The sequence below is a fragment of the Sphingomicrobium aquimarinum genome (assembly GCF_039655735.1).
Taxonomy (GTDB): Bacteria; Pseudomonadota; Alphaproteobacteria; order Sphingomonadales; family Sphingomonadaceae; genus Sphingomicrobium; species Sphingomicrobium aquimarinum.
In genome coordinates, this window is record NZ_JBBYXH010000002.1 from 487,460 (window position 1) to 499,310 (window position 11,851).

Below are 11,851 nucleotides of genomic sequence, written 5' to 3' on the forward strand. Positions count from 1 at the left end.
TTCCGATGAAGCGTTAGGTGGCGTCGACGAAATCACCGATTTCGGCCACGACGCGGCGCACCATCCCGCGCGACATGCCGATACGGAAATGCCCACAGGGAATGCCGACGCGTCGGTCGCTTTCCCCCGCCCCGCCCCGCTGGCAGCCTTGCGCGAGCAGGCCGTCGTTTTCGGCATAGAGCGCGAGCGTTGGAACGGGGGGCTTGTCGGAAATTTGCGCAACGGGCGGATCGTCGACCGGGTGACCGGCGATCTTCTCGTAATATTTCCACACATTGTTGGCCTTGCGGTCCCCCGAGAAGGGCGAGGCAAGCGTGACGACGGCGCGAACCTTGTCGGGATGCGCCCGTGCGAGCTCGCGCGCAATGACGCCGCCGAGGCTCCAGCCGACGAGCAGCGCCTTGTCGCCATGGCGGATGGCATCGAGCCGCGCGTTCATATCGTCGAGGACCTCGGCATAGGCGCCTTCGTTGCGGCCCTGCCCCCAGCCGTGCACGCGCCAGCCTGCGTCGGCGAGCCCGCGGCGCAGCGTCAGCGTGGTGCGATCGGTGGTGAGGAAGCCGGGAATGACCAGCGCGGGTGGCCCGTCCTCGGGGCCACGCCCATCGAGATGGCCGATGCGATGCGGAAGGCGGGCGAAATTGTGCACGACCTCGACGAGCTTGCGCCCCAAGCCGGGCACGCGCTCGAGCGGATCAGAGATATTCGTCGCCATTGAGGAGGTGTCGGATGCCTTCGGGCAGCTTGACGCGCCCGTCCTCGGTCTGATGATTTTCCAGCAGCGGCACGAGGATGCGCGGGCTCGCCAGCGCGGTATTGTTGAGCGTGTGCGCGAACACGACCTTACCTTCGGCGTTGCGGTAGCGAAGGTTGGCGCGGCGGGCCTGCCAGTCGTGGAGCGTCGAGCAGCTGTGCGTTTCGCGATACTTGTTCAAGGACGGCACCCAGCTCTCGATATCGTTCATGCGATATTTGCCGAGCCCCATGTCGCCCGTCGACGTCTCGATGACCTGGTAGGGCACGTCCATCGCCTGAAGGAGCTTCTCGGCCGCGCCCAGCAGGCGCTGGTGCCAGTCGGCGCTGACCGCATCGTCGGCCTCGCAAATGACATATTGCTCGACCTTGACGAACTGGTGGACGCGCAACAGCCCGCGCACGTCGCGCCCCGCGCTGCCCGCTTCGCGGCGAAAGCAGGGACTGTAGCCGGCGTAAAGGATGGGCAGCTGTTCGGCCTCGAGGATCTCGCCCGAGTGAAGGCCCGTCAGGGCGACTTCGGCGGTCCCGGCGAGGAACAGGTCGTCCTTCTCGAGCTCGTAGGTTTCTTCGCGGTGGCCGGGGAACTGGCCCTGTCGCTCGAAGGCATCCTCGCGCGCGATGGCGGGCAGGGTGATGGGCGTAAAGCCGTTGCCCATGATTTCTTCGAGCGCCCAGGCCATCAATTTCTGCTCGAGGAGCGCGAGCCGGCCCTTGAGGCAGTAGGTGCGGCTGCCCGACACCTGCGTGATGCGCGACAGGTCGGCCCAGTCGTTCTTCTCGAGGAGTTCGACATGGTCAAGCGGGGTGAAGTCGAAGCTTCGCGGGGTGCCCTCGGTGCGGATCACGACATTGCTGTTCTCGTCCGGCCCCACGGGCGCGCCCTCGTACGGGACGTTGGGCATCCGCAGCATCATGGCGCGGAACTCGGCCTGCTTGTCGCTCAGGCCGCCTTCAAGGTCGCCCGCGCGCTTGCCGGCGGCCTTCGCCTTGGCGCCCAGCTCGGCTTTCTCTTCCGGCGCGGCGTCCTTGAACATTCCAGAGATGCGATTGCGCTCGGCGCGCAACTGGTCGATCTCGGTCTTGGCGGCGCGGATCTCGGCGTCGAGCGCGAACAGGCGGTCGAGGTCGAGCTCGACATTCTTGGCCGCGATCGCGTCGCGCACGGCGGGGCGGTTGGCCTTGATGAAGTCCATGGAAAGCATGGCGCTTTCCCTCGCGGATCGCCCGCCGCATTGCAAGAGGCGCAAGAGCGAGAAAGAGCTTGGCAGGATGGCGTGGCCGCCTCACAGTGTCTCGAAGTGAACGGTTGGGGGTAAGAACGGTGCTGACACGTTGGATCATCGGAGTGGCGGCAACGCTGATCGCGGCGGTACCCGCCGCGGCACAGGATCGCTCGATGGAACTGGAGACGACCAACGGCGCGAGCAAGGTCGAGATCTGGGATGCGTCGGGGGACACGCCCAAGGGTGTCATTCTTTACGGATCGGGTTGGGGCGGCAGTCCTTCGAACTATTCGACCCTTCTGGAGGGCCTCTCGGCAGCGGGCTATGCCGTCTACGCGCCCGTCACGCTCGATAGCCGCCAGCATGCCGATTATTCGCAGGAAAACTTCAGCGGCATGACCGGCGCACAGGCGATCATCACCGATCGCATGGCTGCGACCGTGGCGCTGCGCGACTGGTTCGAGGCTCAGATGCCCGAGATGCCCGTCGTCCTGTCGGGCCACAGCTTCGGTAGTTTCGTCGCACTGACGCATGCTGAGGGCAGCTGGGCATTCGGGCCGATCCCGGGGCCGGACATCGACGCCGTGCTGACCTACTCATCGCCGGGGAACGTCCCCATGCTCGTTTCGGACACGAGCTACACAACGATCGATCTGCCGCTGATGATGGTCACGGGGACAAAGGACGTCGGCGGACAGACCTTCGCACAGTGGGAAGCGCACCGGCTGGCCTTCGACCGGTCTGTGGCGGGCGACAAATATCTTCTCGTGGTCGAGGACGGCGAACATAGCCTACCGCGGTTTCTCGACGAGAGTTTGACCGAACCGGTCCTTGCCGCCTCGATTGCCTTCCTCGATGCCTATGTCGACAAGTCGGCCGCGGCGTTGGCGCTGCTCGCGGACGGTCTCGAAGCGGATCGGATCACGATCGAACGGCGTTAGTCGCCTCACCGAACACACAAGGGAAGTTTTTCATGCCGTCAGGACTGGTCGCACTATTGGATGACGTTGCGATGATCGCGCGCACCGCTGCCGCCAGCGTCGACGACGTTGCGGCTGCGGCCGGACGCGCGGGCGGCAAGACGGCTGGCGTGGTGATCGACGATGCGGCAGTGACGCCGTCCTACGTCACCGGGCTCGACCCCAGCCGCGAGCTGCCCATCATCTGGAAGATCACATTGGGGAGCCTGCGGAACAAGCTCTTGTTCCTGCTTCCCGCGGCGCTGCTGCTGAGTCAGTTCGCACCGTTTCTGATCGTGCCGATCCTGATGCTCGGCGGATCCTATCTCGCCTTCGAGGGCGCGGAGAAGATCATCGAGTGGGTGTCGGGCGACCACCACGGCGAGAAGCAGTTGGCGGCGGTCGAAACTCCCGCCGAACTCGAGAAGCGGCAGGTGGCGAGCGCGGTGCGGACGGACTTCATCCTGTCCGCGGAGATCATGGCGATCACCCTCAACGAATTGACGTCGGATGGGCAGCTCGAGAGCATCTGGATGCAGGCGGGCGCATTGGCGATCGTCGCGGTCGCCGTCACCGTGTTCGTGTATGGAACGGTCGGATTGATCGTCAAACTCGACGACATCGGGCTCGCGCTGGCGAAACGTGGTGGCCGAATGGCTTCCTTCGGACGCGGGCTCGTGAATTTCGTGCCGAAGCTTTTGAAGACCCTGACCATCGTCGGGACCGCCGCCATGCTGTGGGTCGGCGGGTCGATCATGCTGCACGGATTCCACGAGCTGCACGTGCTGGAATTTCTCTACTATTGGAACGAGGCGGCGGCGGAAGCGGTGGCGGGCGACAATGCGGTCGGTTCGTGGATCATGCACACGCTGGGCGCGGCACTGGTCGGGCTCGTGTGGGGCGCGATCCTTGCCTTCGTGATCACCAAGCTGTTCGGACATGGCGCCGCGCACGATGCCGCCGCAGCTGCGGGGCCCGACGAAAGCGCCGTGCATTGAGTCACGCGCTGGCCGTCTTTCTCGGCGGCGGGCTGGGGGCATTGCTGCGCTACGGTGTCGGCAAGTGGACGCTCGCCTGGTTCGGCTCGGGGTTTCCGTTCGGGACGCTGGCGGTCAACGTCGTCGGGAGCCTCGCCATCGGGCTGGCGATCGGGGCGCTCGACGGTATCGGCCAGACCGCGCGACTGTTCTTCGTGACCGGACTGCTCGGCGGGTTCACGACCTTTTCCGCTTTCAGCCTCGATACGCTGACATTGTGGCAGCGCGGCGAGGCGGGGACGGCGCTGGCCTATGTCGCCGCGTCGATCTTCCTGTCGCTCGGCGCCTGCGCGGCGGGGTACGGCCTCGGGCGCTAGACCTCGAAGACGTCGGCGATGATGGTAGCCTGCGATAGATCGAGCCGCCCCTTGGCGGGACTGTCGTAGACGACGAGCAGGCGGCCGTCCTCCGGATCGCCGATCCAGTCGATGCCCTCGGGATGGTCGGCACCGACCTTCACGGGAATGTCGAACAGACGCTCGGGGCAGTGGACGCGCAGTTTCTCGTCATGCTCGGGTGGGCAGTCGGCCCATCCTTCCCAGCGGTAGAGCACGCAGCGCCCGTCGAGATCGCCCACCGGTCCGGCGAGCAGATAGAGATCCTTGCCGCGCACACACAGGTCTCGCACGCCGAGGCCCCCCAGTTCGACGAGCCGGATGCGCAGCGGCTGGTGCAAGTGGAGGCGGCCCGATTTCTTGAACTTGAAGTCGGGTTCGACGAGCACGCCATAGGTCTGGATGACGGGACCGCGCAGTCCCAGCGCGACCCGGTCCTCGCCCGCGGCCGCGATGCCCTCGATATCGAGGCCGCCTTCCTTGGCCGCCATCGCGCAGGAGGGGCCGAGCAAGGCATTTTCGCATAACAGGCGGCGCAGCTTGGAGCCCTCTCCGCCCTTCTGTTTGATGAGGCCGGCCCGTCGATCGCCGTCGTTGCGGACGGGTTTGGCGTGGCCGTCCATGTCGGCGACGAGCGGGATGCGCGCCAGCACGCAGCGCGCGCGGGTATCCTTGAGGTCGCCGACCTTGACGATGTCGATGCGCCCGTCGTCGTCGCTGTCGTCCCTAGGGTCGGGCCGCGTGCGGCTGTGGCTGCCGCAGACCCAGAGCCAGTCATCGGCAACGGCGAGCCCTTCGATATCCATCTCCTCGCCACCGCGAAACAGGTCGAGATAGTCGCTGAGCTCGAAGCGGCGATGGTCGCTTGCTTCGCCCTCATCGCCGAGGATCAGGCGTTCCACCGAATGACATTCATCGCCCGCCACGAAGATCGCGCGGCCGTGCGTCGCGCAGGCGGACAGGTCGAAGACGGGATGATCGCCGTCCTCCTCGGGGTCGCCCTTGAAGCGGAGCCGCAACTGACCGACGGGATCGGCAGGTGCGGGCGGATCGGGGGCGTCGAAGGACTGGGGATCGAGGAGCTTCATGGGAGGTCAACCGGAAGTCGGCGCGGCGGGTTCCGGAAAAGCGAAGGGCCGGGCGCCGGAGGAGGCGCCCGACCCTTCTACCTGGTCGATCGAACGGGAGAACTACCAGGCAATCTGGAAGCCGGCGCGGGCGCCGACCTTGCCTTCACGGCCCGTCACGCCGACACCGGCGTTGAACGAGCTGTTCTGGCTCGCGCGCGCGGCGAAGGCGACGCTGGCCGCGACTTCATTGTCGAAATAGCCGACCCCGCCCGACAGGCCGAAGCTGGTGCCCTCGTAGAGCATCGGCGATTCCATCGACATCGCCAGCGCGATGCCCGCATTGGCATTGAGGATGCCCTCGCGGTTTTCCTCGGCCAGGTTGGCAACGCTCGCGAAATCGTTCTGCAGCGCGGCAAGCCCCGACTGCAGTCCGCCGATCGCATTGGCATTATCCATGATCGCCATGGCATTGGCGGTCACGTCGGTCTGCCGCGCGAACCCGGTGAGGTCGAGCGCGCTCACGCCCAACGTGCCGTTATTGTCGGCCGTCACGATATTGAGCGGTCCGACCTGGCTCTGCGTCGACGTGCCGAGCCCGGCGATCACGACCTGGCCATCGTTGGTTGCGGTGGCGCCGTTCCCGATGGCGACGCTGTTCGTACCACTGGCAACCGCCTGGTTGCCCATCGCGACCGCACCGTCACCCGATGCTTCCGCCGCCTCGCCGACCGCGACCGAACGCACGCCGTTCGCATTGGCGAGGTGACCCAGAGCCGTTGCCCGCTCGGCGTCCGCAACGGCGCGCCAGCCGTAGGCCGTGGCGCCCGGTCCGTCGGCGATCGCCTGCCCGCCGACCGCGGTGGTCGAGGGGCCGTTGGCGACCGTGTTCGAGATGTCGTTGGTGAGATCCGCATCCTCGTTGACGTCGGCAACGCCGTTGCCGTCGAGATCGACGAAGTTGCGATTGCCGCCGATGGCGATGGCATCCCCGCCCGAAGCGGTAGCCATGTTGCCGATGGCGATGGCATTGTCGCCGCTCGCGTTGGACAGGTTGCCGAGCGCGACCGACTGGTCGCCGCTGGCCACCGCGTCTTCGGCACCGGCGAAGCTCTGCGCGCCGCTGGCCGTGGTCTGGTGGCCGACGGCAGTCGCCATCGCGCCGGTGGCCTGGCTCTGCCAGCCGAGCGCGGTCGCCCCCGGCGTCGTCGCGTCGGACTCGCCGCCCAGCGCCACGGTCGAATTGCCCTGCGCATTCGCTTCGGAACCGATCGCGATCGCGTCGACGCCATTGGCGACGGAATCGCCACCGATCGCGACCGCTTCGGCGCCCTGCGCGTCGGCGGCATCACCGGTGCTGTTGACCTCGAAATAGACGAGCTCGCCGGTGTTCTGATCGATCTGCATCGATCCGGCAAAACCGGCATCGGCGATCGCCTGGTTGAGCTGCGCGAGGTTCACCGCGTCGGTGTCCTGCGTGCCTGCGGCGACATTGGTGATCTGGCGGAGATTGCCCGCCGATCCGACCGAGACGGTGTCGGCGCGATTGGCGACCGAGCCGTTCCCGAGCGCGACGCTATTGTCGGCGCTGGCGACCGAGAGGTTGCCGACCGCAACGGCGGTGTTGCCCGACGCATTGGCAGCCTCACCGACCGCGACCGAGCGCACGCCACTGGCATCGGCGAGGTGACCCAGGGCGGTGGCCCGTTCGGCATCGGCGACCGAGCGCCAACCGTAAGCGGTCGCGCCGGGACCCATCGCCATGGCCTGACCGCCCACGACCGTCGTGGAAGGGCCGCTGGCGATGGTGTTGGTGATGTCGTTGTCGGGATCGTCGTCCTCGTTGACGTCGGCGATTCCGTTGCCGTCGGCATCGACGAAGTCGCGGTTGCCGCCGATGGCGATCGCGTCGCCGCCATTGGCCTGCGCGAGATTGCCGATCGCGATGGCGTTGGTCTCGGTGGCACTGGCGGCTTCACCGATGGCGACCGAGCGCACGCCGTTCGCATTGGCGAGATGTCCGAGCGCGGTCGCGCGTTCCGCGTCCGCTACCGAGCGCCAGCCGAACGCGCTGGCGCCGGGCCCCATCGCGACGCTTTCGCCGCCGACGGCCGTGGTGGAGTTGCCCATCGCGCTGGCATTGTCGCCGACGGCGAGGGCGTCGATCCCGTCGGCCATCGCTTCGTTGCCGATGGCAGTGGAATTGTCGCTCGAGGCAACCGCGGCTTCGCCGATCGCGAGGCTGCGGACGCCATTGGCGTTGGCGAGATGGCCGAGCGCGGTCGCGCGTTCGGCATCGGCGACCGAGCGCCAACCGAAGGCCGTGGCACCGGGCCCCATGGCCTGCGCCTGCCCGCCGACCGCCGTGGTCGAGGGGCCGATCGCCATGGTGTCGGATACGTCGTTGTCGGGATCATCGTCCTCGTTGACGTCGGCAATGCCATTGTTGTCGGCATCGACGAAGGCCCGATTGCCGCCGATCGCGATGGCGTCGCCGCCGTCCGCCGTCGCGCGATGACCGATCGCGATGGCGTCGTCGCCGGTCGCGCTGGCGTCGGCGCCGCAAGCAAGCGCTTCCTCGTCGCCGACGGCCTCGGCATCGGCGTCGGTATCGGCAGGGGTCGCGCTATCGTCGTCTTCGGTGTCGAGCAGGCATTCCTGCGCCTGCGCGGGGGCGGCGAGCGTGAAGGTCGCGACGCCCGTCATCAGTGCCAGAAGGTGCGCGGTCTTGAACATTTTCATGAAGCTGTCTCCGTTCGATCGAGACGTCCGGCGATTGCCGGAATCCGAGCAACGGAGCGATGAGCCACCCCGTTGGCCCGGTCTTTCCGTTCGAAACGGAAAACGCCGCGCCGCCGACTGGCAGCGCATGGCCCCTAACGGAGGTAAACTTCTGTTAGTTCCATCATGGTTAACGATTATTTAATCAGTAGAGCCATGAACTTAATCGAAGTGCAGGCGCCGGTATTTGCCCCGGAAATAGAGGAGCGGATCATGCCCCTCCTCGAACCGCGCCCGTTCGATCTCGCCAACGAGGATCCAGTGATCGCCCCCGTCGTGGACGGCGTGGCGCGCGCATTCGAAATGGGCAAGGCTGCCCACGAGAAGCGGCGCGCCGTGCTGCCCCTGCTCCCATTTCGTCTGGCCGAACCGATCCTCGACCCGCGTCGAGAAGGTGATCGAGGCGGGCCGCTGCTCGGTGGTAAGAATGTTGAAGGCGAAATGCGCCGCCTTCGTCAGCGGCTCGGCGCTGGTCGCAGCCTTGGCGAGGCAGACGAGCATCAGCGGCGGGTCGAGACTGACGCTGGTGACGCTGTTGGCGGTCAACCCGTGGGGCGTGCCGTCCGCATCGGCGCAGGTGACGACCGTGACGCCCGTGGCGAATGCACCGAAGGCGTTGCGAAGGACACGCGGATCGTCGCCGGGTTCATACTGCTGCCAGTCGCTCATCCTCCGCGCTGTAGCCGCGCCCTTGCCCATCGCCAAGGCTCGCAAGCCGCGCGGGCGTCAAGGCGGCGAGCGCGTCGGACGAAGCTTCGAGGCTGTCCGAGACGAAATAGAGCGGCTGGAAGCGGTCCGAGCGATAGGGCGTCGCGGCGGCGTCATCCACCGTGAAGCGCGGGCGCGGCACGTCGGCGTCGAGGCTGAACTGTGCTTCCCCGAAGCTGGAGGCGAGGCCCGCGCCCCAGATCTTCGTTTCGCCGTCCTCGCGGGCCAGGCCGAATTCTACCGTGTGCCAGTAGATGCGGCTGATGATGTCGGTGTCGCCGTTGGCGCAGGCCGTGACGCCGAGGCGCCCCAGTTCTTCCATCAGTCGCGCCATCGGCTCGTGCGCGAGCACGGGGACATGGCCGAAGATGTCGTGAAAGCAGTCGGGCTCTTCGAGATAGTCGAGATTGCCGCCGTCGCGGATGAAATTGCCGATCGGGAACACGCGGTCGCGCAGCATCGCGAAAAAGGCCGCGTCGGGCACGATCCCCGCGACCGCGACGAGCCGCCAGCCGGTCGCATGGTGAAGACGCTCCGAGAGTCGCTCGAGCCGCGGGACGCCGGGTTCGTGGAGACCGAGGCGCTTGAGCCCCGCAAGGAAGGGCGAGACCACCTTGTCCGCCAAGAGCGCGACCTGGCGGGCGTAGAGCCGGTCCCACGTCGCATGATCGGCGCGGGTGAAACGCGTCCATTGCTCGTCGACAAGATAGTCGCGCCAATCCGCGGACGGGGCGGGGGCGGCGATCTTGGTCTCCAACATGTCGGTCTCCTTGGTGTGGGTCGTTTGCAGGCAATAAAAAACCCGCCGGGCGGTGGCCGGGCGGGCGGTGGTTCGGGTTGGTTTTGTTAGAAGGTGCTTCTATCCCCGATCCACCGCGCGCCCATAGGCGTAGCCGCGCGTCATGACGCGATAGGCTTTGCGAATGAGGGCGGTCGTCTGGGTCATGGCGTCTACGCTAGCGGGTTTGGATGAAGATTCAATGACCAATATGGATCAGGACAGCAGCGCGTCGATCGCAGCCGCCAGCTTCTCGTCCTTATCCGTCACTTTGTTGCCTTCGTCATGGGTGGTGAGCGTCAGGTCCACTTTGTTGTAGACGTTGCGGATCTCGGGATGATGCTCATGGGCCTCGGCGAGCAATGCGACCCGCGCGAGGAAACCGAACGCTTCGCTGAAATCGTCGAACTCGAGATGGCGGGTGAGGGCATCGCCCTCGCGTGTCCAGGCATGTGTCGTCATGCCCGCTCAACCGATGGGCGGGCCTGCGGGTTGCAACCGCCGCGCGGGAAGGCCAGTTGAAGACGCAAAGGAGATTTCATGCGCGACGCTTATATCTGCGATGCCATCCGCACCCCCATCGGCCGCTTCGGCGGGACCCTGTCGCCCGTCCGTGCGGACGATCTTGCCGCCATTCCGTTGGCGGCGCTCCGCGAGCGCAATCCCGGCGTCGACTGGGACGCGCTCGACGATGTGATCATGGGCTGCGCCAACCAGGCGGGCGAGGACAATCGCAACGTCGCGCGCATGGCCGCGCTGCTCGCGGGTCTCGGCGAAAGCGCGCCCGGCACCACCGTCAATCGCCTGTGCGGCTCGGGCCTCGACTGCATCGCCATGGCCGCGCGCGCGATCAAGGCGGGCGAGGCCGATCTCGTGATCGCCGCGGGCGTCGAGAGCATGACCCGCGCGCCGTTCGTCATGCCCAAGGCGAACCAGGCCTTCGATCGCAACAACCAAGTCTACGACACGACCATCGGCTGGCGCTTCGTGAATCCCAAGCTCAAGGCCGATTTCGGGATCGATTCGATGCCCGAGACCGCCGAGAATGTCGCCGAAGCCTATAACGTCAGCCGCGAGGACCAGGACCGCTTCGCGCACGAGAGCCAGGTCCGCGCCGCGCGGGCGCAGGAGAGCGGACGGCTGGCGGGGGAGATCGTCCCGGTGTCGATCCCGCAGCGCAAGGGGGATCCCATCCTGTTCGAGCAAGACGAGCATCTGCGCCTCTCCGACCTCGAAACATTGGCGAAGCTGCGCCCGATCGTCCGCGAAGGCGGCACGGTCACCGCCGGAAATGCCAGCGGCGTCAACGACGGTGCGGGTGCCATGATCCTTGCCTCGGAAGATGCGGTGAAGCGCCATGGCCTGACGCCCCGCGCGCGGGTCCTGGGCGGCGCCGCGGCCGGCGTTCCGCCCCGCATCATGGGCATCGGCCCCGCGCCCGCCAGCGCGAAGCTGATGGAGCGCCTCGGCCTCAAGATCGACGATTTCGGCACCATCGAATTGAACGAGGCTTTTGCCGCGCAGGCGCTTCCCGTGCTGCGCGAACTGGGGCTTCCCGACGACGCGCCGCAGGTCAATCCCAACGGCGGTGCGATCGCGCTCGGTCATCCGCTCGGCATGAGCGGAACGCGCCTCGCGTTGACCGCGGTCGAGGAAATGCAGCGCGAGGGCCATGCGCGCGCGCTCGCGACCATGTGCATCGGCGTCGGACAGGGAATCGCGCTCGCGATGGAGCGCGTGTGATCGACGAAGCCGGCATCATGGCGGTATTGGCCGAGGTTCCCGACCCCGAGATCCCCGTGGTCTCCGTCGTCGATCTCGGGATCGTGCGCGGGCTGGAGGAGGGCGCCTCGGGGCCGGCGGTCATCATCACCCCGACCTATTCGGGGTGCCCCGCGACCGTCGAGATCGAGAATTCCATCCGCGCGGCGTTGGACGCCAGCGGCTACCGAGATGTCGGAATCGTCAATAAGCTGTTCCCCCCCTGGACGACCGATCTCATGACCGACGAGGCGAAGGAGAAACTGCGCGCCTACGGGATCGCCCCGCCGAGCCGCGCGGAGACCGCCGAATGCCCCAATTGCGGCTCGGCGGACACGAAGGAGATCAGCCGTTTCGGCTCGACGCCCTGCAAGGCGCAGTGGCAGTGCCAGCAATGCCTCGAACCCTTCGACCGCTTCAAATGCCACTAGGGCGATCGGGCTGAA

General features: G+C 66.7%; 12 protein-coding genes. 5 read left to right on the plus strand and 7 right to left on the minus strand.

What is annotated here, in order from left to right:
* Positions 1 to 13: 13 nt before the first annotated feature.
* Together WJS89_RS08550 and serS are read right to left on the minus strand one after the other, a co-directional pair.
* Complete coding sequence (locus WJS89_RS08550) at positions 14 to 715, minus strand: alpha/beta hydrolase (protein WP_346340518.1); 702 nt, start codon at positions 713 to 715, stop codon at positions 14 to 16.
* Positions 696 to 1,958 carry a serine--tRNA ligase gene (gene serS / locus WJS89_RS08555; RefSeq protein ID WP_346340519.1) on the minus strand — a complete coding sequence of 421 codons (1,263 nt, stop codon included), beginning with the start codon at positions 1,956 to 1,958 and terminating at the stop codon, positions 696 to 698. Before serS ends, WJS89_RS08550 begins: the two co-directional genes overlap by 20 nt.
* Before the next feature lie 119 nt (positions 1,959 to 2,077).
* Here serS and WJS89_RS08560 point away from each other — a divergent pair, with 119 nt between their 5' ends.
* The 3 genes from WJS89_RS08560 to crcB are packed head-to-tail and all read left to right on the plus strand — an operon-like array spanning position 2,078 to position 4,292.
* Positions 2,078 to 2,920 (plus strand): alpha/beta fold hydrolase, encoded by an 843-nt coding sequence (locus WJS89_RS08560; protein ID WP_346340520.1) that lies wholly within the window; start codon positions 2,078 to 2,080, stop codon positions 2,918 to 2,920.
* A gap of 32 nt (positions 2,921 to 2,952) precedes the next feature.
* Complete coding sequence (locus WJS89_RS08565) at positions 2,953 to 3,936, plus strand: DUF808 domain-containing protein (protein WP_346340521.1); 984 nt, start codon at positions 2,953 to 2,955, stop codon at positions 3,934 to 3,936.
* On the plus strand, positions 3,933 to 4,292 hold the full coding sequence (crcB, locus tag WJS89_RS08570) for a fluoride efflux transporter CrcB (RefSeq protein WP_346340522.1): 360 nt from the start codon (positions 3,933 to 3,935) through the stop codon (positions 4,290 to 4,292). Before WJS89_RS08565 ends, crcB begins: the two co-directional genes overlap by 4 nt.
* Here the strand turns inward: crcB and WJS89_RS08575 are convergent.
* From WJS89_RS08575 to WJS89_RS08595, 5 genes are all read right to left on the minus strand, one after another.
* The gene (locus WJS89_RS08575) at positions 4,289 to 5,398 is read right to left on the minus strand and encodes a DUF3616 domain-containing protein (RefSeq protein WP_346340523.1); all 1,110 of its coding nucleotides are present in this window, start codon (positions 5,396 to 5,398) and stop codon (positions 4,289 to 4,291) included. The two genes, crcB and WJS89_RS08575, sit on opposite strands and share 4 nt — an antisense overlap.
* Before the next feature lie 102 nt (positions 5,399 to 5,500).
* Positions 5,501 to 8,119 carry a YadA-like family protein gene (locus tag WJS89_RS08580; protein WP_346340524.1) on the minus strand — a complete coding sequence of 873 codons (2,619 nt, stop codon included), beginning with the start codon at positions 8,117 to 8,119 and terminating at the stop codon, positions 5,501 to 5,503.
* A 201-nt stretch (positions 8,120 to 8,320) separates the two neighbouring features.
* Positions 8,321 to 8,827: a flavin reductase family protein gene (locus WJS89_RS08585; protein ID WP_346340525.1), complete on the minus strand. Its 507-nt coding sequence runs from the start codon at positions 8,825 to 8,827 to the stop codon at positions 8,321 to 8,323.
* Positions 8,805 to 9,626: a phenylalanine 4-monooxygenase gene (locus WJS89_RS08590; protein ID WP_346340526.1), complete on the minus strand. Its 822-nt coding sequence runs from the start codon at positions 9,624 to 9,626 to the stop codon at positions 8,805 to 8,807. The genes WJS89_RS08585 and WJS89_RS08590 overlap by 23 nt, the downstream gene beginning before the upstream one ends.
* A gap of 234 nt (positions 9,627 to 9,860) precedes the next feature.
* The gene (locus tag WJS89_RS08595; protein ID WP_346340527.1) at positions 9,861 to 10,106 is read right to left on the minus strand and encodes a 4a-hydroxytetrahydrobiopterin dehydratase; all 246 of its coding nucleotides are present in this window, start codon (positions 10,104 to 10,106) and stop codon (positions 9,861 to 9,863) included.
* 78 nt (positions 10,107 to 10,184) lie between these two features.
* On the opposite strand from WJS89_RS08595, the gene pcaF reads away from it, so the two are divergent.
* Positions 10,185 to 11,387: a 3-oxoadipyl-CoA thiolase gene (gene pcaF, locus WJS89_RS08600; RefSeq protein ID WP_346340528.1), complete on the plus strand. Its 1,203-nt coding sequence runs from the start codon at positions 10,185 to 10,187 to the stop codon at positions 11,385 to 11,387.
* Complete coding sequence (gene paaD / locus WJS89_RS08605; RefSeq protein WP_346340529.1) at positions 11,384 to 11,836, plus strand: 1,2-phenylacetyl-CoA epoxidase subunit PaaD; 453 nt, start codon at positions 11,384 to 11,386, stop codon at positions 11,834 to 11,836. Before pcaF ends, paaD begins: the two co-directional genes overlap by 4 nt.
* Positions 11,837 to 11,851 lie beyond the last annotated feature (15 nt).

Coding starts and splice junctions, on each gene's coding strand:
- WJS89_RS08575 (WP_346340523.1), bottom strand. CDS start 5,398: ATGAAGCTCCTCGATCCCCAGTCCTTCGACGCCCCCGATCCGCCCGCA.
- WJS89_RS08580 (WP_346340524.1), bottom strand. CDS start 8,119: ATGAAAATGTTCAAGACCGCGCACCTTCTGGCACTGATGACGGGCGTC.
- serS (WP_346340519.1), bottom strand. CDS start 1,958: ATGCTTTCCATGGACTTCATCAAGGCCAACCGCCCCGCCGTGCGCGAC.
- WJS89_RS08595 (WP_346340527.1), bottom strand. CDS start 10,106: ATGACGACACATGCCTGGACACGCGAGGGCGATGCCCTCACCCGCCAT.
- WJS89_RS08590 (WP_346340526.1), bottom strand. CDS start 9,626: ATGTTGGAGACCAAGATCGCCGCCCCCGCCCCGTCCGCGGATTGGCGC.
- pcaF (WP_346340528.1), top strand. CDS start 10,185: ATGCGCGACGCTTATATCTGCGATGCCATCCGCACCCCCATCGGCCGC.
- WJS89_RS08585 (WP_346340525.1), bottom strand. CDS start 8,827: ATGAGCGACTGGCAGCAGTATGAACCCGGCGACGATCCGCGTGTCCTT.
- WJS89_RS08565 (WP_346340521.1), top strand. CDS start 2,953: ATGCCGTCAGGACTGGTCGCACTATTGGATGACGTTGCGATGATCGCG.
- WJS89_RS08550 (WP_346340518.1), bottom strand. CDS start 715: ATGGCGACGAATATCTCTGATCCGCTCGAGCGCGTGCCCGGCTTGGGG.